The sequence below is a fragment of the Cohnella hashimotonis genome, assembly GCF_030014955.1.
Lineage (GTDB): Bacteria > Bacillota > Bacilli > Paenibacillales > Paenibacillaceae > Cohnella > Cohnella hashimotonis.
In genome coordinates this window covers 7508613-7530802 of the sequence record NZ_JAGRPV010000001.1, presented here as the reverse complement: position 1 = coordinate 7530802, position 22190 = coordinate 7508613, and the positions used below count along the sequence as shown (strand labels likewise).

16 protein-coding genes and 1 pseudogene are annotated in these 22190 nt (G+C 58.7%); 9 read left to right on the top strand and 8 right to left on the bottom strand.

What is annotated here, in order from left to right; all coding sequences use genetic code 11:
* Positions 1–34: 34 nt before the first annotated feature.
* Positions 35–1327, bottom strand: coding sequence for an arsenic transporter (locus KB449_RS30000; RefSeq protein ID WP_282911864.1), 1293 nt, complete (start codon positions 1325–1327; stop codon positions 35–37).
* A gap of 12 nt (positions 1328–1339) precedes the next feature.
* Entirely contained in the window at positions 1340–1636 is a 297-nt protein-coding gene (locus KB449_RS29995; protein WP_282912942.1) for an ArsR/SmtB family transcription factor, read from the bottom strand.
* Positions 1637–1892: 256 nt separating this feature from the next.
* Between KB449_RS29995 and mgsA the strand changes: the two are divergent.
* Positions 1893–2297, top strand: a pseudogene (mgsA, locus tag KB449_RS29990) (methylglyoxal synthase); the annotation flags it as partial.
* 309 nt (positions 2298–2606) lie between these two features.
* Complete coding sequence (gene ligD / locus KB449_RS29985) at positions 2607–3518, top strand: non-homologous end-joining DNA ligase (RefSeq protein WP_282911863.1); 912 nt, start codon at positions 2607–2609, stop codon at positions 3516–3518.
* 555 nt (positions 3519–4073) lie between these two features.
* Here the strand turns inward: ligD and KB449_RS29980 are convergent.
* The 3 genes from KB449_RS29980 to KB449_RS29970 form a co-directional block, all read right to left on the bottom strand.
* Positions 4074–5930, bottom strand: coding sequence for an S-layer homology domain-containing protein (locus KB449_RS29980; RefSeq protein WP_282911862.1), 1857 nt, complete (start codon positions 5928–5930; stop codon positions 4074–4076).
* 201 nt (positions 5931–6131) lie between these two features.
* A complete protein-coding gene (locus tag KB449_RS29975; protein WP_282911861.1) occupies positions 6132–9503 on the bottom strand; it encodes an AfsR/SARP family transcriptional regulator in 3372 nt (1123 codons plus the stop codon).
* Positions 9504–9612: 109 nt separating this feature from the next.
* On the bottom strand, positions 9613–11091 hold the full coding sequence (locus KB449_RS29970; protein ID WP_282911860.1) for an Lsa family ABC-F type ribosomal protection protein: 1479 nt from the start codon (positions 11089–11091) through the stop codon (positions 9613–9615).
* 474 nt (positions 11092–11565) lie between these two features.
* Between KB449_RS29970 and KB449_RS29965 the strand changes: the two genes are divergently transcribed.
* From KB449_RS29965 to KB449_RS29945, 5 genes are all read left to right on the top strand, one after another.
* Positions 11566–12609 (top strand): glycosyltransferase, encoded by a 1044-nt coding sequence (locus tag KB449_RS29965; RefSeq protein ID WP_282911859.1) that lies wholly within the window; start codon positions 11566–11568, stop codon positions 12607–12609.
* A 473-nt stretch (positions 12610–13082) separates the two neighbouring features.
* Positions 13083–15041, top strand: a complete 1959-nt coding sequence (locus tag KB449_RS29960) for a GTP-binding protein (protein WP_282912941.1) — start codon at positions 13083–13085, stop codon at positions 15039–15041.
* Between the two features lie 286 nt (positions 15042–15327).
* The gene (locus KB449_RS29955) at positions 15328–16149 is read left to right on the top strand and encodes a TerC family protein (protein WP_282911858.1); all 822 of its coding nucleotides are present in this window, start codon (positions 15328–15330) and stop codon (positions 16147–16149) included.
* A 386-nt stretch (positions 16150–16535) separates the two neighbouring features.
* Entirely contained in the window at positions 16536–17084 is a 549-nt protein-coding gene (locus KB449_RS29950) for a sigma-70 family RNA polymerase sigma factor (RefSeq protein ID WP_282911857.1), read from the top strand.
* On the top strand, positions 17071–18339 hold the full coding sequence (locus KB449_RS29945) for a hypothetical protein (RefSeq protein ID WP_282911856.1): 1269 nt from the start codon (positions 17071–17073) through the stop codon (positions 18337–18339). The genes KB449_RS29950 and KB449_RS29945 overlap by 14 nt, the downstream gene beginning before the upstream one ends.
* Positions 18340–18394: 55 nt before the next feature.
* Here KB449_RS29945 and KB449_RS29940 read toward each other — a convergent pair whose 3' ends face one another.
* Entirely contained in the window at positions 18395–18688 is a 294-nt protein-coding gene (locus tag KB449_RS29940; RefSeq protein ID WP_282911855.1) for a transporter, read from the bottom strand.
* Positions 18689–18729: 41 nt separating this feature from the next.
* The gene (locus tag KB449_RS29935; RefSeq protein ID WP_282911854.1) at positions 18730–19044 is read right to left on the bottom strand and encodes a hypothetical protein; all 315 of its coding nucleotides are present in this window, start codon (positions 19042–19044) and stop codon (positions 18730–18732) included.
* A 168-nt stretch (positions 19045–19212) separates the two neighbouring features.
* Between KB449_RS29935 and KB449_RS29930 the strand changes: the two genes are divergently transcribed.
* Positions 19213–20985 (top strand): glycerophosphodiester phosphodiesterase, encoded by a 1773-nt coding sequence (locus KB449_RS29930; RefSeq protein WP_282911853.1) that lies wholly within the window; start codon positions 19213–19215, stop codon positions 20983–20985.
* Between the two features lie 28 nt (positions 20986–21013).
* Complete coding sequence (locus tag KB449_RS29925; RefSeq protein WP_282911852.1) at positions 21014–21502, top strand: hypothetical protein; 489 nt, start codon at positions 21014–21016, stop codon at positions 21500–21502.
* 27 nt (positions 21503–21529) lie between these two features.
* Here the strand turns inward: KB449_RS29925 and KB449_RS29920 are convergent, their stop codons facing one another.
* Positions 21530–22081 carry a PadR family transcriptional regulator gene (locus tag KB449_RS29920; RefSeq protein WP_282911851.1) on the bottom strand — a complete coding sequence of 184 codons (552 nt, stop codon included), beginning with the start codon at positions 22079–22081 and terminating at the stop codon, positions 21530–21532.
* Positions 22082–22190 lie beyond the last annotated feature (109 nt).

Below are 22190 nucleotides of genomic sequence, written 5' to 3'. Positions count from 1 at the left end.
AATGACCCCTTTTAAGATGGATTGGTTTATGGATTTAACCGATTACTTTTAGCCAGAGGAACAATCCGCAGAGCGTGACGACCAGGACAGGGACGGTAAGAATAATGCCTGTCTTAAAATAAGCTCCCCAAGAGATCTTAACGCCCTTGCTGGAGAGTACATGCAGCCAAAGCAGCGTAGCTAATGACCCGATCGGCGTAATCTTCGGTCCTAAGTCGGAGCCGATAACGTTGGCGTAGATAAAGGCTTCGCGAATGATACCTGTAGGGTTCGTATCCTGAATGGCCAAAGCATTGATCATAACCGTCGGCATATTGTTCATAATGGAGGAGAGGATAGCGGCGATAAAACCGGAGCCCACCGTGGCCACAAATAGACCTTGATCGCCTACCCATTTAAAAACGCTGCCCAGCTCGTCTGTAAGACCCACATTCCGTAAACCATAGACGACGACATACATCCCGATGGAGAAAACGACAACGGCCCAAGGAGCGCCTTTCACGAGCTTCCAGGCATGCACCTCGCGGCTTTGTCTCGCCAATAGCAAGAAGATGATCGCAGCCGCGCCTGCAATAATGGACACCGGCATATCAATGTACTCGCTAATCAAATACGCAATTAGAAGGACCGCCAGGATAACCCATGAAATTTTAAACATACGTAAATCCTTAATCGCTTCCGCCGGCTTCTTCACCTGTGACAAATCGTACTGCTTCGGAATGCTTCGACGATAGAACAAGTAAAGCGCGAGAAGGCTGGCCGCAACGGAGAACAGGGTCGGAACGATCATCCGACTGGCATATTCAACAAATCCTACGCCGAAGAAGTCGGAAGAGACGATATTCACAAGGTTGCTGACTACAAGCGGAAGTGAAGCCGTGTCCGAGATGAAGCCACTTGCCATGATGAAGGGCAGAATCATTCGCTCGTCGAATTTCAGTGCTCTGACCATGGCAAGAACAATCGGAGTCAAGATGAGTGCGGCACCGTCGTTGGCAAAGAAAAAGGCAACAGCAGCTCCGAGCAAGATAACATACACGAACATCAAATTACCGTTACCCTTGGCTGCGCGGGCCATATGAAGCGCCGCCCATTCAAAGAAACCAATCTCATCAAGAATTAAAGAGATCAAAATGACAGCGACGAAGGCAAGCGTAGCATTCCAAACGATCTGCGTTACATCCCACACATCCTGGAAGTTGACGACTCCAAAGATCAGTGCAATTATGGCGCCGCCGCAGGCTGACCAACCGATATTCAACCCCTTTGGTTGCCAGATCACAAAAATCAGTGTTATAAGAAAAATGATAGACGCAATGGCTAGCATAGGACCTCCAAGTTAACAGCAGCTATTGGATTGGAGCGCATTTACTCGATCTTTCATTGAAGGTAATTGACTAATAATTTCGTTTAAATAGGGTTTGTCATTCACATTTAGCGAGTAATAAATCCACTGGCTTCGGCGTGTCTCATTCACAATCCCACCCGTTTTAAGCTTCTTCAGATGCTGACTGATATTAGGTTGTGTCGTTTCCAGAACGTCTACAATATCGCAAACGCACATCTCACGTTCTTTAAGTAAGGCGACGATCGTTAGTCTAGTCTTATCTGAAAGAAGTTTCATCGTGTCTGCCATTTCAGCAATCGATGTCTGATTGATTACCAACTATCTCACTCCTTCAGTTCTTTAAATATTTACAACTGATTATATAATTGGTTCGTTATATTATCAATCACTTATATTAAAGGCGGACGGGTTCCATGGAGATCTCCTTTGCGGCAATAAATATGACATTTAATTTTGTTTTGCATGGGTTGTTGTCGAAAAATAAGATTAATGATAGTATTATGTAATAATAACTAACATAAAATCGAATGCAGAGGTGATTGAGGTGAATGTTGCTTTTGTCGCGCACGATCACAAGAAGGAAGAGATGATTGCGTTCACGATCGCTTACCAAGCCTTGTTCAAACCGCATACGCTGTTCGCGACGGGCACGACGGGACGGCTGATCATGGAAAATACGGATCTGGACATCATGACCTTCAAATCGGGACCGCTCGGCGGCGACCAACAGATCGGCGCCATGGTATCGCAAAATGAGCTGGATCTGCTCGTTTTCTTCCGCGATCCGCTTGTCGCGCAGCCTCATGAACCGGACATCACCGCCTTGCTTCGACTGTGCGACGTATACGGCATTCCCGTCGCGACGAACATGGCGACCGCAGAGCTGCTCGTTCATTCGCTGGAGCGTGGGGATTTCCACTGGCGCGACATCATTCATCAACGCCGCCCTGCCAATGTCGCCCACTTCAAGCGTTCGTCCGCCGCTACTGCCGGTCTTGGGAAGCCGGCCGACGAGGATCTCAGCCTTTCTCGTGCCGATTCGGTCTAATTCCGCCATTGTTAGCAATAGCCGACATACGCGAAGAATCTAAAAAGCCGCGCAGTGTGCGGCTTTTTATTATGCGCGGTTTGGCATTGCTCTGATCATGGTAAGTAACGATCGATATGCCGTCCCGTTAATCGGCCTCGCCTCCTACATAATGTGGACCGCCGAGCGCAAATTAATGACCAGCATGTGCCAAAAAGGAGTTTTTTCCCGATGGAAAAGCAACGCTACGCGATCGAAGGAAGAGAGCTCGAGATCACGCACCCGGACCGTGTCGTCTGGCCTGAAGCCGGCATCGCCAAGTTGGACCTGATCCGTTTCTTAATGGAGGTCGCGCCGTACATGCTACCCTATACGCGCGATCGCATGCTCATGGTCTGGCGTTATCCCGACGGAATCGGCGGGAAGCGGGTCGAAGAGCGATCGGTTCACGGCGAGGCGCCCGATTGGCTCCCGCGGATCGCGTACGGCGGCAAGGAGCGGATCCTGCTCAACGATGCGGCGACGCTGGCCTGGCTCGCGAACCGGGGCGCGGTCGAGTTCCATGTGCCGATCGACCGATACAACCGCAAGGATATGCCGACCGAGCTCGTATTCGACCTGGACCCGGCGAAGGGCATGCCATTCGAAGCGGTGCGCGAGGTCGCGCTGAAGCTGAAGGAGACGCTGGACGGGCTGTCGCTCGCGAGCTTCCCCAAGACGTCCGGCGCCACGGGGCTGCAGGTGTTCGTGCCGATCGCGCCTAAATATACGTTCGAAGAAGCCCGGCTTATCAACGCGTTCGTCGCCCGGTACATGCAGGAGCAGCTGCCGGACCGGATCACGCTCGAGCGCGTCGTGGAGAAGCGGGGAGACAAGCTGTACTTCGACTATCTGCAGCTGTGGCGGGGACGGACGATGGCCGCAGTCTATTCGGTGCGGGGGACGCGCGCTGCAACCGTGTCGACGCCGGTGACCTGGGACGAAGTGGAGGAGGGCTTCGAGCCTGGTGACTTCACGATCGCGACGGTGCCGCAGCGCCTGCGGACGGTCGGTGATTTGTTCCGGAGCGTCTCGTCGGAGGCGCATCGCGTCGAGCAACAGGTGGACGAGGTGCTGGCGTTTGTGCGGAAAAGCGGTCGATAAGCATGCACACAGATGCAGAGTGGCAGGAGCGCGGCAGACCCTGCAGGCTCTGCATTTTTGCGTATAAAGGCTCGGACAAAATGATCCGGAGCATCGAGATCATCATCAAGGTGTGCGATTTGTTCGATTTTAAAAGAATCAAAGCACCGCGTTCGCCGAGTACGACACGAGGCTGTAAAGCCCGCTGTGCCTGGTATTGGCGGCGGCATTTGCCGTTGTGTTGACGTGAAAGGGGTAAGCGCTGCTGACTGCCCGCGGCGCGGTCTGCCTAGATGCCGACAGCCTGCGAGGGTTCGCGATTAGTTGCTAAAAGGCAGTTAAAATCTCGTGGATCCTTCCGCCTGTAGTCGATAAGTGTTAAAAGGCAGTTATTTTTGCCTGCATGGGGCAATTCAAGGCCGCCAAGCTGAGAATAAATGCCTTTTAGCAACTAATCGAGGCGGGACCGGGATTCGGCGTTGAAATAACTGCCTTTCAGCAGCTATTTCAACGCGAGAGCTACGGAAACGACAAACCGTCAGGAGGATGTCCCTGACGGTTTGTTTTAACGCGATATTAAGTACGGGGCGATTGGACAGTTGTCATGCAGTTCAATTGAACTTTTCCAGAGGTATTCTTCACTGCGCCATTCTGGAAATTAACACGAACCACGTCTCCCACGTTCAGGTTCATAGCGGGAACCGTAATTTTTGCCGAAGGCGCCGACGAAGGGAATCCCGTTATCGGCGGAAAGTTCGGTGGAAACGAAGGGCCTGAATTAGGATCGGTTATCCACTCGAAACTGCTGGCGCCCAAGTCAACCGTGGCAGCATTGGGGCTGTTCGGGTTAATGACAATCGACTCGATCAAATCACTGATGTTCGTCTTATTCATGGTTGTCGAATCCAAGTCATCGCCGAACTGAATCGTAATGGTGTTTTGTCCTAGTCCCGCATACAACGATTCTAACGAAGCAAGCGAATCGGTCGTCGTGGAGTACGCGAGATGCGCAAATCCGATGACATGACCTTGGGCGTCCGTAGCAGCCAGGGCAACGACGATACTGGTGCCGTTAAAAGGAATGTCATCTCCGGCTGTATAATCTGTGCCATTAAAGACGGCTCCGGCAGCAGGCACGTCAATACCGTTCTCGCCTGCGATAATCTGCCACTTTGTCGCATCTTGAGGCAAGTTCTTCAGTGCCGCAAGCTGTACGGTGCTGGGTGCAGAGCCAGGTTCCAGCTCGTAGAAGTTGGCTGGATAATACAGTTCGTAAGGCGCCTCCCCGATATTTTCCTCATCAATCGTAATATCACGGAATCGAACCACAGTGCCGGTCACACCATCGACTTCGTAAAGACCGATATGATTGCCAGCTTCGACATTCGCGATATTGGCGCCCGATTGATAAGCCTCGGTAATCCCGCTCACGTCATCCCCGACTTTCGGAGTGGAGAAAGCGTCGGCTTGCTTTTTAATCCGCAGCACGTTGCCCTGGCCGGCCGTGTAGGTGATGCTAGTCGAGTATGCCAAGGTTCCCTGTGCAACCGCGACATTCGCGATGGCTGGGGCAGCCGTCGGCGTAGGCGATTGGGAAGGCGATGGCGATGGAGACTGAGACGGTGACGGTGACGGTGACGGCGATTGGGACGGCGTCGGCGTAGGCGTCGCGGTCGGAGTCGGCGTCGGTGTTGCAGTTGGCGTCGGCGTTGCCGTCGGCGCAGGTGTCTGATAAACCGGCGTTGGTGTCGGTGTCGGTGTTGGAGTCGGTGTAGGCGTTGGTGTTGGCGTCGATCCCGGTGGAACGTACTGCGCCTTCGCCTCATAAGCCCCGGTGAGAAGCAAATCCCGGGTCGCGTTCGCCTGGCCACCGAACTTTCCGTCCGCGCCGTTGGACAAGAGTTTCTTTTCCAATGCCAGCGCGACGTAACCCTTGGCCCAGTCCGACACGGTAGCGTCTTTTACGCCAGGGATTTTCTGCGCCTCTTCTTTTTGTCCGAGCCCCTTGATCAGGAACGCTGCGAGCTGCTCTTTCGTGACATCTCCCGCAGGGTCAAATACGCCTGAACCGTAGCCGTCTGTGATGCCGGCTTTTTTGACCGCCTCAATGTACGGCAGCGCATAACCGTTCGCCGGATCGTCGGCCTTGACGTCCTTGAAGCTGGAGGTTTTCAAGCTCGTGTCCACTTCCAGACCGTAGATCAGGGCGGCAACCTTGGCGAATTGGGCGCGATTCATCTCCTCCCTTAAGCCGAAGGTGGTGTCGGATACGCCGTCGAAGATGCCCGCCGAGATCAGCGCGTCGAACTTGGCTTTCGTCGCTGCGTCCAAATCCTTCAGGTCGGCGAAGTCGGCAGACGTTTTCGCGAACGCGGCCGCACTCGGGAGGGACATGGACAAAGCGAGAAACAAGCTAACCGTTCTTTTTTTCATCGTGAACCGATAGGCCTCCTCTGTGTTCTAGTTAAGCTGAGCCTATGGTAGCAAAAAATACTAAACAAAATATGATATTCGAATGCCTATACGGAGCTGCAAAATGCCCGACCACACAAGGGATTTCATCGAAAATCGCTGCAATTCCCAGCATTTAGAAACCGTGGATTTGTTGGATTTTTGACGTCATATGTCGGACGGTTAGCGCAGGTTCAATAGCCGCTTAGCCTCATCTCCCGGCTCCAGCCGATACTCGACGCGCAGCATCCGCTTCAACGCATCGTATTGCTTGAGCGCCGCGATCCGATCTTTGTTCGCCAGATACGCCTGGATCAGCCGCACGTGAACGTCTTCGCGCCATGCCGCGTGCTTGAGCGCTCTTTTCATGACCGCAATGGCAGCGGGATAATTACCGTCGCCCATGTAATAATCGTAAATCTGGAGCAGCAGCGCTAAAAATTCATTTTCAAGGCTTTTGCCGATCGGATCGGACCAATGATAGCCGTTGTCCGACAGATAAGGCCCCGCGTATAGCTTGGCGATCGCTTCGCAACGGTCAATGTTGTCTTCTGTCAGGGACATGCCGGCGGAAACCCATGCCTCGAACGTCAGATAGTCGCAATCGAGGATGTCCGTGTCCACACGGTAAAAGCCGCGGTTGTGCTGAACGACGTCTTTGATCCCGATGCTGCCGAGCGTCTTGCGAAGCAGGTGCACCGTCGTATGCAGATTGGCGGAAGTCTTGGTAGAGTCGTCGTCCCACAGCGCGTCCATGATGCGATAGCGGTCCACCGCTTCTCCACGGTGGTGCACCAGGTAGGCCAGCAGCTCCTCCGCTTTGGAAGTGCGCCACCGGACTTCCCGGCCGTCCGGGTCGCTTACCTTGAACCTGCCAAAGCAATTGACCGAGAGCATTCCGTCGTATGTCCCGTCGTCTCCCGTCGTCTGGGTGCGTTCCGCAGCGCCGCCGGTTTTGGCCGCTCCGCGGACAGCCGCTTGGGCGCGTACCGCAGCACCTCGGCTTTCCCCCGGGCTACCGGCCCCATCGCCATCCGCCGCCTCGCGCACCGTCTGCCTGCCGGCCCCGTCGCCATCCGCCGTCTCGCGCACCGCCGGGCTACCGGCCCCGTCGCCATCCGCCGTCTCGCGCACCGTCGGCCTGTCGGCCCCGTCGCCATCCGCCGCCGCGCGCACCGCCATCCTGCCGGCCATTTCGTCCGCCACCGCCTGCAGCAGCCTTCTCGCGTAAGCAAAGGCGCCCGCATTCCCGCGCGCCTCCGTCCCGGCATACGCGGCGAGCAGCTCCGCCATGCCTTCGCCTTCGTCGACGAAGCTGCGGACGAAGCCCTGCGGCTCCGCCAGGCGCAAGGCCGTATCCAGCCGGACCAATGCCTCGTCCGTCCGCCCGAGACCGCGCAGCGCCGCGCACTGCGCGAGCAGCGCCTGCACGCGGTCCCGCAGGCGATCCTCCCTGCACAGCAGCGCGTACAGCCGCTCCGCCAGATCCAGCGCTTCCGCTTCGCGCCCGCAGGCCGCCAGCACCTTGGCCAGGGCCAACTGCTCCGCGACGCTGCCGAGCGACACCTCGTCCGCGTGCGACATGCCGCACTGCGCCAGCCACTGCGCTGCCTGATCCGGCCGGCCCTGCCGCAAGCGCAGGCAGGCCTCCTCGGCCCCGATTCTGCGCATGTACAGATCGTAGTCCGGCGAGTCGACGTGCGCCCGCAGCTGAACCAGCAGGTCCGAGGCTTCGGCCGGCCGGCCGCGGGCCTGCAGAATTCGCGACGCGCTCCCGTACAGATATAACAGAGTGCGGGCGACAGGGGGCGTATCGCTGCGTCCGAGTAACCGTCGCACGCAAGCTTCCGCTTCCTCGAGCCGGTTCCATTCGTACAACAACTTACTGAATGAGGTTTGCAGCGACAGGACGAACGGATGCGCCAGATTGTCTCCCCATACGCCCAGCCACCGGTCCATGAATTCTAGTGCGGCATGGTAGTCGTTGAGGTAGCCCATATGATCGTCGAATTCATCGAGCACGTGGTTGTTGTTGAACGAGACGGAGCGCAGCAGCCGCGCTTCGGGGAAGAGCCGCTCCGCAAGCTCGAAGTAGGCGGTTACGCCGTCCAGGTCTTTGAGCAGATAACAGGCAACGCCGCTCAGGAAATACAGGTTGCCCATGACCGAGCGCCACGCCGTCTCGTCCATCGCGCCCTGCAGCGCCTCGTAACGCACCCGCGCTTCGCCGATCTTGCACGCGGCCAGCTCCTTCTGCCCGCTGCCGGTGAGCAGGAGCAGATAGAACATTTCCGCCATCGGCTTCCCTTCGAGACAGCCTTCGGGCAGCCGCAGCACCCAGCGGCTCAGCGTCGCTCCCCTGCTGCGGATGAGGTCGGGCAGATGGCGCTCGATCAGCCGCACGGCGTCTCCATACTGCCGTCCCTCCAGATAGTGCTCGCCGGCTTCTTCGACGAAGCCCTGTCCCTCCAGCGCTCTCGCGGCTCTTGCATGCGCGGCTGCCCATCCTTCGGGATCCGTGCCGGCGAACTGGTTCCGTAGAAAGTCGGACAGCAGGTGGTGATACCTGTACCAATGCCGCTCCTCGTCCAGCGGAATCAGGAACAGGTTCAACTGCTCCAGTCTCGCGAGCAGCGCGCGGCAGTCGGTCCGGCCCGTCACGGCCTCGCACAGCTGCGGATTCATACGCGCCAGGACCGAAGTCTCGCGCAGAAACGCCTGCAGCGGCTCCTCGAGATCCCGCAGCACCTCCTCCAGCAAGTAATCCGAGATGTGCTGCTGCCGGCCGCTGAACTGCCTGATGAACGAGGCCGGGTCCGGGCTGCGTCCGAGCGAGATGGCTGCGAGCTGCAGTCCGCTGATCCATCCTTCCGTCTGGCGCACGAGCGCGGACGTCTGCTCGCCCGTGAGCGCCAGCCCTGCCTTAAGCTCGAAGAAGACGCGTCCCTCGTCCGCATCGAATCTCAAATCGTCCGTCGTCACGCGGCGCAGCTCTTGTCTGGCCAGCAGTCTAGCCGTCGGGATCGCCGGATCGACGCGGCTCGCCACGTAGAGATACACCGTATCCGGCAAGCGCTCGACAAAGTACGCCCAGGAGCGGTGGATGGCAGGGAGCTCGATGAATTGATAATCGTCGAGCACGATCGCGAGCTCGCCCGCCAGGTCGTGCAGCGCGTTCAGCAGCGCCTTGATCGCGGGCTCCGACGACCAGGCGGGTGTCGACGCCGAGACCGATGCCGCGGCGGACGACGGCCCCTCCTTCACCAGCGGCATGACCGATGCGCCGAAGCCCGGCGCGACGGTCTCGATGGCTGCCGTCACGCCGCTCCAGAACGCGATCCAATCGTTGTCCTGCCGATCCAGCGACAGCCAGGCCACGGGAAGATTCGCCTCGCGCGCCCATTGGCTCAGCGCCGTCGTCTTCCCGTAGCCGGACTGGCCGGACACGAGCGTCAGCCTGGCGTTCAGTCCCTCGTTCAATTTTCGCATCAGCCTGGGCCTTGGAACGGGAGCGCTTCGTAGCTGCGGGATCGCGAGCTTGGTGCGTACGATCAATGGGGACCCTCCGTCGCTCAGCCTCGCCGAGCTATTCTAATCCCCTTAATTTCGATGCACGGAGCCTGAATTCCTTCGACAAAATCCGCATTTCGCACAATTCCCGGTCTTACAGCTCGACGACCTTCGTCGCGATCCGCCTGCAGAACTCGCTGTCGTGCTCGACGAACAGAATCGTGGGCGCGTGCTCGAGCAGCAGGTCCTCAATCTGCATGCGCGACAGAACGTCGATGAAGTTGAGCGGTTCGTCCCAGACGTACAGATGCGCCGGCTCGCACAGGCTTCTGGCGATCAGCACCTTCTTCTTCTGGCCGCCGCTGTAGGACGAGATGTCCTTCTCGAACTGCACCCGGGCGAAATCGAGCTTGCGCAGAATGGCTTTGAACAAGCTCTCGTCGATCCCGTGCGCCGCGGCATAGTCCGACAAGTTGCCGCGCAGATGCGAGGTGTCCTGCGACACGTAAGAGATCTTGAGCTGGCTTCCCTTCCTCAGCGTGCCTGTATAGGTCAGGTCCTCCCCGCAGATCAGCTTGAGGATGCTCGACTTGCCCGAGCCGTTCGGTCCCGACAGCGCGATGCGCTCGCCCCGTTCGACGGCGAATGCGACATTTCCGCACACGGTCTTCTCGCCGTAGAAAATCGACACGCCCGCCAGCTCGACGAGCCGGTCCTGATGATAGGGGAGCTGCGCGAGCTTCAGGCTTTCCGCGCTCTCGATATTCTTCAGCAGCCCCGCCCGTTCATCGATTGCGGCTTGCTGCCTGTGCTCCGTGGCTTTGGAGCGCTTCATCATCTTGGCGGCCTTGTGGCCGATGTAACCTTTATCGGGGCGCAGACCGCCGACGCGCGTGCCGTTTTTCGTTTTCTCGACGGCGTCGGACCAGTCGCTCGTGCGTTTGGCCGCTTCGGACAGGCGCTTGATGTCCTTTTTGAGCTTGTCGTTTTCCGCCAGCTCGAAGTCGTCCTCCCGCCGCTTGTTCTCCTGCCAATCCGAGAAGTTGCCTTTCTGAATATCGATATCGGCCCTGTTGATCGACAGGACGTGGTCGATGCAGTTATCCAGGAACGCACGGTCGTGAGACACGAGGATGAAGCCGCGCTTGGAGCGCAGATAATCGCTGACCAGCTTGCGGGCATGCACGTCGAGATGGTTGGTCGGCTCGTCGATGAGCAGGAAGCTGTTTTCCTTGAGAAACAAAGCGGCCAGCAGCACCTTGGTCTGTTCTCCGTTGGACAACGATTCGAAGGGGCGGTACAGCGCGTCCTCGGACACCTTGAGGAGCGAGAGCTCCCGCTTGATCTGCCATTCCGCGGCTTCCGGCACGATGCCCTCCATGACAAACAGCGTCAGATCCTCGGGGTTCGCGACGGGAAAAGGAAAGTATTCGAAGCTGACGGAAGCCGAGATGTGCCCGCGGTATTCGTATTTGCCGAGCAGCAGGTTGAGGAACGTGGTCTTGCCCCGTCCGTTGCGGCCGGTGAAGCCTAGTTTCCAATCGGTATCGAGCTGGAAGCTCACGTCCTCGAAGATATTGTCGTAGCTGCCGTCGTAAGCGAACGTCAGGTTTTTCACTTGAATTAATGACATATGGCGGATTCCTCCCTTGGAAAATAGAAAGAGCCGCAAGAAAGTTACTTCTCGCAGCTCCGATGGGTACAGGAAAAATCCGCCGATCCAAGGTTGGATCAGGGCCCGCCGATCGAGCGAAGAAGAACGTAACTTTCTTGCATGGCAAAGAATACAGGCGAACGATCGCCGTCTTCCTTCGCGTAGGCAAGAAAAATCACATTCATTCTTCAACTCCAATCCGTTGATGTACCCGTATTGTAAATCATGTACGCGGGCAGAATCAACCTCAAGTTCGGATGGGCGCACGCGTATAGGTCTCGCGAATTAATCGTATCGTTTAACTTTTCTTTTCAAGGTTTAAATAATAAAAGCTCTTTCTTCGAAATCCAGCTCATCCACGCGAGAAATCCCGGAGTTCCCCTCCGCGCTTACATACATAAAAGAACGCCGATCCGGGCCTTTTTACACATTTCTATTTTATGGAGGATGCCCATGAAGCCAGCAGTCAGTATTATCGTGCCCGTGTACAATGTTGCCGGGTATCTGCCGAGGTGCCTGGATTCCCTGATCGGACAGACGTTAAGCGACATCGAGATCATTGTGGTCGACGATGGCTCGACGGACCGTTCGGCCGACATTCTTGCGCGTTATGCCGAGGCGGACACGCGGATCCGGGTGATCCGTCAAGCCAACCAGGGACAAGGCGGCGCGAGGAACACGGGGCTCGATGCGGCCACCGGCATTTATGTCGGCTTCGTCGACGCGGACGACTGGGCGGAGCCGGCGATGTTCGAGACGCTGTACCGGCGTGCGCTTGAGACGGATGCAGATATTTGCGCATGCGATTACAGCCTCGTCTACGACCGGAAGGCCGTCCCGAAGGCGCTCGGCCTGACCGACAGGACCGTCAGCATCGCCGAGTGCGGCATCGACCGCTATTGGCTGGACAAGAAGTTCTCGGTCGTTCTCTGGAACAAGCTGTACAAGCGGAGCATCATCGTCGATCATGACATCCGGTTCGACGCGCACGGGGAAGTGTTCAGCGAGGACGTGCTGTTTAATTTGTTCTACCTGCTGCATACCCGTATCGTGACGGCTGTTCCCGCGGCTTTGTACAACTACTATCAACGCGAGGGCTCCCTGATGCACAGCTTCAAGCCCGATTATTTGCAGAAGGAGCTGGCCCTCGTCGAGAAGTTCAGGCTCTATTACGAAGCCTACGAGGACCGGGAAAAAACCGATAAGATGACGGCCGGGCTGCTGTTCGACCGCGTGTTGGACAACAGCCTGCACAATCTCGATAACCGCTCGGGCCTGGGCAGGCTGCGTAACGATCTGAGGCAGGCCAGCCGCCGCGCCTATTTCTATGACAGCATGCGGAGAATCGCGCGGGATCCGGGGACCTGGCTGCCGCTGCGGGGCTTTGCGCTGCTGAACAGCCGGGGGCTGTTCCTGCTGTCGGGCATCTATCTCATGGCGTACCACGCTGCGACCCGGCTGAAAAAGCGGCTGGGCGGGCCGGGGCTGCCGGCCTGAGGGGCTTGGGCGAAGCTCGAATGGGCTGGATGGGCCGCGCTACGGGCATGATAGTGGTTAAAAGGCAGTTATTTTTCGCTTACGAGGCAGCCGAGAAGAAATAGTTGTCAAAAGGCAGTTATCTGGCGGTATATCGGGACTGGGGCGGCGTTTATCGGGAAATAGATGTCTTTTGACACTTATCGGTTTGCAGAGTCGCGATGCAAGGAAATTAACTGCCTTTTGACAACTATTTTATTTGCCGCCACATGCCCGCACCCCGCGCTGCACCTGTACCTGCATGCCCGCACCCCGCGCTGCACCTGCATGCCCGCACCCCGCGCTGCACCTGCATGCCCGCACCCCGCGCTGCACCTGCGTCATCCCCTGCTGCCTGCCTGATGAAGCCACCTCCGCTATTCTCATTCAGGACAATTATGTTTTAATGGGGGTAACGAATTTGCTGGAATGAGCGACGGAAGAGGGGTCACATCATCATGCGGAAGACGATCGGACTGTTCGCGCACGTGGATGCGGGCAAAACGACCTTTGCGGAACAGCTGCTTTATCATACGAACAGCATCCGGGCGCGGGGGCGGGTCGATCACAAGGACGCTTACCTGGACAGCCACGAGATCGAGCGGGCGCGGGGGATTACGGTGTTTGCGGACCAGGCGGTCCTGGCTTATAAAGGCGACACCTACTATCTGATCGATACGCCGGGGCACGTCGACTTCTCGCCGGAGATGGAGCGGGCCGTGCTGGTCATGGACTACGCCATCGTCATCGTGAGCGCGGCGGAGGGCGTGCAGGGGCACACCGAGACCGTCTGGCAGCTGCTGCGCAAGCATCGCGTGCCGACGTTCTTTTTTATCAATAAAACGGACCGGGTCGGCGCCGACGCGGAAGGCGTTCTGGCGGAGATTCGCATGCATCTCACGCCGGACGCGGTGTCGATCGGGGGAAGCCTTGCGGCGGAAGGCACCGTCGGCGAACCGCTGCGGGAGCGTCTCGCTGAGCGGGACGAAGCGCTTCTGGAAGCATTCCTGGAGGGACGGGGTGATCCGACTTATTGGCTGGAGGCGCTGCGGACGCTGATTCGCGAAGGTCGACTCTTCCCGTGCGCGAGCGGTTCTGCGCTGCAGGACACCGGCGTGGCGGAATTTCTGGCGCAGCTGCATCTGCTGACGACGGCCGATTATGACGAGGCGGCGCCGTTCGGCGGGCGAGTCTACAAGATTCGGCACGACGCGAACGACGTGCGCCTGACCTTCGTCAAGGTCCTGAGCGGCACGCTACAGGTGCGGGACGAGCTCTCGTACGCGTGCGGCGACATCCGCTGCACGGAAAAAGTCACGCGGCTGACGACATTTAACGGAAGTCGATCGCAGGCGGTGGACCGTGCGGCTGCCGGCGACCTGATCGCAGTCACCGGACTGTCAGCGGCCGAGACCGGCCTCGGGCTCGGCGTATATTCGGACAAGCAGGCGTATGAGATGGTGCCTACGCTGCAGTCCAAGGTGATCTACCCCGCATCGCTGAACGTCAAGGACGTGCTGCGCGCTTTTCAGATGCTGAATGCCGAAGATCCGTCTCTGAATGTCGTCTGGGAGGAGAGCCTGCAGGAGATTCGCCTGCACGTCATGGGTCTGATCCAGCTTGAAGTGCTGGAGCAGGTGGCGAAGGAGCGGTTCGGGATGGACGTATCCTTCGGGCCGCCGGAGATTTTGTACAAAGAAACGATCCGTGCGGCCGTCAAAGGGTACGGGCATTTCGAGCCGCTGCGGCACTACGCCGAAGTGCACCTGCTGCTCGAGCCGGGAGAGCGGGGCAGCGGGATCGCGTTCGCGAGCGTCTGCCATCCCAACGAATTCAGCACGGGCAACCAGAATCTCGTGAGGGCACATCTCTACGAGCGGGAGCATCACGGGCTTTTGACGGGCATGCCGGTCACGGACCTCAAGATTACGCTGCTGCGGGGCGCCGCGCACAACGAGCATACGCACGGCGGCGACTTTCGCGAGGCGGCCTTCCGGGCGCTGCGGCAGGGGTTGGAGAAGGCGGAGAATGCGCTGCTCGAGCCCTTTTACGATTTCAAAATTAAAGTGGGCATCGACGAGATGGGCCGGGTGTTGTCCGACATTCAGCGCGCCAGCGGACAATTCGAGCCGCCGCACACGACGGATACGCATGCGATCGTGACCGGTCGGGCGCCCGTGGCCACTTTTATGAACTATGCGACGGAGCTGGCCGCCTTCACGCACGGCCGGGGCAGCATCCGCTGCGTCTTCGGCGGCTACGGCGACTGCCATAATGCGCAGGAGGTCATCGATCGAAAAGGCTACAGGAAGGACGCGGATCCGCTGTACACGTCCTCTTCGATCTTTTGCGCCAAAGGGAGCGGATATACGGTGCCGTGGCAGGAGGCGGAGGCGAAGATGCATCTGCTGTAGCGGCGCTAATTTTTTTGAAACCTCCAGCCTGCCAAGCCGTACAAACTCAGGATCGCGCTTCGCCGCAATCTTTTACCGCATACCGACTCCAAAGGGGAGTAGCTGTTACAGTAAAGTCGTCAATACGAGAGCTTGCTCTCCGGCTTTATTGGCATTGCCGACTATGGCATTGTTAGCGAGACCTTTGCCCTTGAACAAGGCAGAGGTCTCGTTTTGTTTTGTTCGAGGGAAGAACGGGCTGCAGGCCGGCGATCCGATACAACTTCAGTTAGAAGGAGGCACAATCATGGACTTCGCATTGCTGATGGAGTACGGCTGGGTGCTGCTCGTGCTGATCGCGCTCGAGGGGCTGCTCGCCGCCGACAACGCGCTCGTGCTGGCGATCATGGTCAAGCATCTGCCGGAGAAGGAACGGAAGAAAGCTTTGTTTTACGGTCTGGCGGGGGCGTTCGTGTTCCGCTTCGCCTCGCTGTTCGCGATTTCGTTTCTGGTGGACGTCTGGCAGGTGCAGGCGATCGGGGCGCTGTATTTGCTGTTTATCGCACTCAATCATATTTTCAGAAAAGCAATCGTGAAAAAGGGCGAGCGGGACGCGGAGCCGCACACGGGCGCGAAGCCCAAGTCGGGATTCTGGATGACCGTCGTCAAAGTGGAGGTCGCCGACATTGCCTTCGCGATCGACTCAATCCTCGCGGCCGTAGCGCTCGCAGTGGCGCTGCCGGAGACGACCCTGCCGCGCATCGGCGGCATGGACGGCGGACACTTCGCCGTCATTTTCCTCGGCGGCTTCCTCGGCCTCTTGATCATGCGCTTCGCGGCCAACCTGTTCGTGAAGCTGCTCGAGAGCCGGCCGTCCCTCGAGATCGCCGCTTTCGTCATCGTCGGCTGGGTCGGCGTCAAGCTCGCGGTGCACACACTGGCGCATCCGTCGCTGCACGTCATCCCGCACGACTTCGCGGAGTCCGCGGCCTGGAAGCTGACGTTCTACGTCGTGCTTATCCTGATTGCCGTAGGCGGCTGGCTGCTGTCGGGCGGCAAGGGCAAAGGCACGGGCACGGGCGAGGGCGGCGAGGCGCGCCGCGAGGTGTCGGCGGCGAAGCTGGAGTAGGGCGGGACTTCGTCTGACTGAATCGGGCCGGGGCAGCGAGCGATGCGGAACGGACGGAATACATGAAGAGTCGGGCGCGGGAGCGTCCGGCTTTTTGCGTTGTCAGGCGTGGCGTAGAGGTGCGATAAGTGTTAAAAGGCAGTTAATTACTCGCGGCCCGATATTCTGCATTGAATAGTTGCTAGAAGGCATTTAATTTACGGCAAAAGAATGAAAATCGGCCGATGCGGGCGGATTAGATGCTTTTGAGCCATTATTTCTTTGCAGGCAGGGATTCGTATCCGGATAGATGCTTTTAACAGCTAATTGTTGGCGAGGACGGGAGACATGGCCGCACTCAAAGCCAAATCCGCCGGCCGCGCGTCTAATGTATAGAAGCTGTAGCAATGGCAAAGCGGGTGATGGAGATTCTGGAGCTACTCAAACGAGCGCAAAAAGGCGACAGCGAGGCGTATGCGGAGCTGTTCGGACAGTACGAAGGCGATCTGTACCGCGCGGCATTCGTGTATCTGGGCAACCCCGAGGATGCGCTGGACGCCGTGCAGGAGACGGCCTACCGCTCTTATAAGGCGATCGGCCGATTAAAGGAGCCGCCATTTTTCAAAACCTGGCTGATGAAAATCGCGATTCGCTGCGCCACGGACATCTATCGGCGGCGGAAAAACGTCTCGGCGTGGGATCCGTCATACGAGGCGAAGCTGATCGTGGAAGACGAGACCGATATTCCGCTGGCGCTCTCGCTTCAAGCGCTGCTTGAGGCGCTGGACTTGAATGAGAAGCAAGTGGTTTTGCTCCGATATTATTACGACCTGACGATCCGCGAAGTGTCCGAGGTGCTGGAGCTGCCGCTTGGAACAACGAAGACGATGCTGTACCGCGCGCTGGCGAGGCTGAAGCAGCGAGCGGGAGAGGAGGGGCAGGATGCCTACCGATGATATGAAAAGGTTGATGGAGACGATCCCCCTCCCGGACGAGCTTCGCGAGCGGAGCCGTGCGGGGATCGCGGCGGCGGCACGGGAACGGCAGCGTCCGGAAGGGCGTCGGCGCAAGCGCGCGCTGGCGACCGCCGCCGCCCTGCTGGCGCTGCTCGTCCTGTCGGCGGGCATCGCGAACCATGACCGGGTATGGGCTGCGCTGCGCAAGACGTTTCAATTTTCGCCGGGCACGGGGATCGTGTCGGAGGAGGAGACGCCGTCCGAGCGGTACGTGCTGAAGAAGCCGATTGTGCTGAACGTTGGCCAAGGCAAAATCACGATCACCGGCATCTTGTCCGACAAAGAGATGACATATATAACGATGGCGGGAGAGCAGGCGCCGCGCGTAGAGAGTTTGGAACTGGTGAATGAGCAGGGTGACGTGTTCAAAATACCGCGCAGTATGAGCACATGGGCAGCGGGAGAGTGGACTGCTTCCTTCTGGAGCGAAGGCAAGCTTGATCTCAAAGGCGCGATCAAACTGCGGCTGCCGCTGCAACCCGTGAGGGAAGTAGAGGCGCGTCTCGACCAGGCGGATGCCGCCGCTAGCTACCCGGAGCTGGGCAAGACTGCGTCGGTAAACGGACTCTCCGTGACTGCGATTGCAGACCGCGTCGGCGACAGGGCGAGGATTGCGCTGGTATCGCCGCCTCAGACATCTTTTCGGATCGACAGCTATGGGATTATCACAGCGGCGCGATATGGCTCGAACAATCCTCTGACCGTGAAGGATGAAACGGGGACACCGCTCGAGCTATCGTTCGTGCGAGGCACGGGCGCTCCGCAGAGCGAATTTTATTTTCCGCTAAGCGACCGGCTAGGGGCTGCGTATACGATGAGTATTCCGGAGATCAGCGTCGCTTATCCTGACGAGGTGACCGTGAAGCTACCGGCCGTTACGACCAATGGGCTAAACAAGACGTTCGAGATCGCGGGATACCCAGTCACGATTACGAAGACCGAACGCATGAAGCCGGGCAGTCTGCGGATCTATACGGACCTTCACGCAGAGGGGCAGCCGGACCGCATGCTGTATAACCTTGATGTCGACAGGAGCTCGATGGCCAAGCTGGATGAACGCACCGGAGCGGTCGCGTACATGGAGTTCGAGGTCGAGCCCGACGCCAAGTCGGTCATCGTGACGTTCAGGAGACCGACCGCAGTTCTGCGCGGCCCCTGGGCGTTCACGTGGACGGCGGACGAGATTCAGCCATAAACGTCAAAACGGGCGCCGGTCGATCCGGCGCCCGCTTCTTTTTTGCGAATCCTACTCAGAAGCACGTAAACGACTCGATCCGGTCCAGGCTGATCCCGGAATACATCCAGAAGAAGCCGTTCCACCGGAAGCCGGATACCGAGGTTCTGCCGACGAACGTCGGATAGAACCAGAAACCTTGGCCGTTCGTTGGCCAGATGTACGTGTTGCGGAACAGGCAGCCGCGGATGGCGCCGGGGTCGACGGCCAGGGCGGATGCGGTGAGCGGTCTCGGCGGCGGAGACTGCGGCGGCGGCGCGGTAGGCGCCTGCTGCGTGCCTTGCGGTCCGATAGGTGGCATAAAGGCCATTATTTCTCACTCCTCGTCATTAATGAGGCTGGCTGCTGCGACTAGAGCAGCGAGATGGTCAGCAGGTTGAAGAGCACGAGCGGCAGCACGAAGCCGGGATTCCCGAACGGAACCTGCGGCCCGGGGAAGAAGGCACGGGTGTCGGGTATGCTCATGTACAGGATGCCTCTGTCGCAGTGCATGAGGTGTCCCTCGAACACGTCGCCTTCAAGCGTCTCGACTCTGGCCAGCTTGCCGGCGTGCTGGGCGCACAGCCCGTGCATATGGTCCTTCACGGATTTCAGCGCTTCATGGACATGGGAAGCGCATTGATAGAGCGGCGTTGTTGCGCCGCCGGCGGTGTAAGGCAAGCTCATGGCGATACCTCCGTCTGTTTGAACATAGGATAAGGTATGCGTATGCCTAGTCCGGCGTTCCAAGGGCGGGAAAATTGAACCCGGGGGGCACTTTACGAGGATGGTATGATTAGAAGACCCGGGCTTCACAGGCCTTCATACTTCACTTTAGAACTGGGATGAATCGATATGTTCCGACTGCTTGGCAGAGCCTTCCGCGATTTTCGCGCCACGTATCCGAAGCTCCTGCTTTTTGAATATTTGTATATGCTGGCCACGAGCTTCATCGTCGTACCCGTCATTACGTACATGTTCAACCGGATTCTGACGGTCGTCGGCTCCGGCTCCCTGCTCAACGGGGATGTCTACCGGCTTGGGCTCAGCTACAACGGCGTGCTGGGCCTCGCGCTGATCGGCTTGGTCGCGTCCCTCGCCGTGCTGATCGAACTGATCGTGCTGATCGTACTCGTGCAGCAGCATTATTTCGGCAAAAATATCGCGATTGCGGACGCAGTGAAAACGACGATCCGACAAACGCCGCGGCTGCTCGGCTTCGGTATTTTTCAACTGCTGTTCATGCTGCTCGTGCTGATCCCGTTCATCGACTCGCCGCTGTCGGCTTCGTTTTACGCGTTGTTCAACGTTCCTGTCTTCGTGGACCGCGAGGTGCTGGATGCGTCGTTCACGATGACGTTCGTGTACGCGCTTCTGATCGTCGCCGCGCTGTACGCGCTGCTGCGATGGATATTCGCGCTGCACTTCATCGTGCTGGAGGGCAAGACGACGACCCAGGCGATTCGCAGCAGTCAGGCGCTGACGCGGGGCAGGCGAACGCAGCTCTTCCTGTCGCTGTTCCTGTTCAACGCAATCGTCTTCGCGGCGGGCTCGACTGCAATCTCATCGCTGTCCTATCTGCCTTCCTGGCTGAACATTAACGTGCTGACGATCTTTTCCCGTCATTATTCGCTGACATTGTCAACCATTCTGACGTACATGTTCGCCTTGCTGCTCCTGCCGGTCAACATCATCCTGCTGACGCGGCTATTTTACAACTTCGGCCGTTCCCATGGCGTGAAGCCGCAGGATCACTTGGCTATATATCGCAGCAGGCTCGGGCGGCTGGAAGGCCGCGTCGGGCGTTATTTGAAGGGGCTGCAAAAAAGAAGGCTGTTGTTCGTGTCCGTGGCGGTCGTCTATGTGAGCTTGTCGGTGTTCATCGGTTTGCGGGCGAACGGCAGTCTCGTCTATGCCAAGTGGAGCGTGCTGATCGCGGCGCACCGGGGCGACACGACCGGTAGCCCGGAGAACTCGCTGCAAGCGATCCTCTCGGCGATCGATAAGGGGATGACGGCGGCGGAGCTGGATGTTCAGTTGACCAAGGATGGGGTCGCGGTGCTGTTCCATGATGCGAATCTGCTCCGGATGACCGGTAAAAACGCGCGCATAGCCGACCTCACCTACGCACAGCTCGGCAGGCTTGACCTCGGGGAGGACGAGAACGGGGAAACGGTTCGAATCCCGACGCTGGGCGAGGTGCTGTCCGAGGCGCAAGGGCGCATCAAGCTGATCGTCGACCTCAAGCCGTACGGCGCAGGCGAGCCGCTTGCGGAGGAGGTCGTCAGGCTGATCCGGGAGACAGGGATGGAGCAGGATGCTTACGTCCAGTCGTTCGACGGAGACGCGCTGCGGCATATCCGGGCCATCGATCCCGACATCAAGATCGGGCGAATCCTGTACTTCGCGCTGGGCAATCTGTCCGCGCTGGACGTCGACTTCTACACGGTCGAGCAGATCATGCTGACCAAGCAGCTCGTAAACCAGGCGCATGCGGGCGGCCGCGAGGTTTGGGTGTGGACGGTCAACGACAGGCGGGCGCTGAAGGAAGTGCTGAAGTTCCAGGTCGACGGCATTATCACCGACAATCCGACGCTGGCGCAATCGATGGTCGAGGTGGATCTGTAGGGCGCAGCGAGAATCGGAGGGGGGCTGGATGGAGCGCAAGAGGCGGGTGCGAGGGGCAACGCCTCTCATAGAGCAGGCGATGGGCCGGATCGGGCCGGTGCGATGGCGAACGCCTCTCGTAGAGCAGGCGATGGGCCGGATCGGGCCGGTGCGATGGCGAACGCCTCTCGTAGAGCAGGCGATGGGCCGGATCGGACCGGTGCGATGGCGAACGCCTCTCGTGGAGCAGGCGATGGGCCGGATCGGGCCGGTGCGATGGCGAACGCCTCTCGTAGAGCAGGCGATGGGCCGAATCGGGCCGGTGCGATGGCGAACGCCTCTCGTGGAGCAGGCGATGGGCCGGATCGGGCGGATGCGATGGCGAACGCCTCTCGTAGAGCAGGCGATGGGCCGGATCGGGCCGATACGATGGCGAACGCCTCTCGTAGAGCAGGCGATGGGCCGGATCGGGGCCGATGCGGTGGCGAACGCCTCTCGTAGAGCAGGCGATGGGCCGAATGAGGCGGCGCTCGAGTAAGGCGCGCGCGAGGGCGTCAACGCGCCCTCAATCGCTCTCCGGCAGCAGGCTCAGCACCCACCTGCACCACTCCGTGTTGGTTTCGTTCGACATGATCGCCTTGCGCGTGAGCAGGTAGGCGCCGAACAGCGGATGCGAAGGCTCGGGCAAGCCGGCTTCCGGCCAGTCGGCCCGTCCCTTCAGCTCAACCAGCTTGCTCTCGTACTTCAGCCGCTGCTCCTCGTGGAAGGTCAGCCGGTCGGCGAGCATTTTGCGGGCGGACTCGCGCTTGGCGTACGACATGCAGAACACCTTCAGCATCATCTCGTCGCGAAGCGCGGGCTCGGCCGTGGGCTGATCGAACCAGTCCTTGAGCGCTTCCTGGCCTTTGCCGGTCAGGGAATACACTTTTTTGTCGGGTTTGTCGCGCTGCGAGACCAGCTCGAAGCGAATGTAGTCGTCCTGCTCGAGCTTGGCGAGCAGCGGATAGATCTGACTGTGCTTGGCAGGCCAGAACGGCTGGATCCGCAGCATCAGATCGTAGCCGGAAAAAGAAGATTGCGCGAGCAAGCTCAGCAGACCGTAGGAGAGGGTGTTCAAATCGTTGCTCCTTTATCAGCAAAATTGCTTTGACACAGACGAGGAAGAGTAGTAATATTATGGCGTTTTCCTATATGTAAATATAGACATATAAAGCTGGGAGATGGAG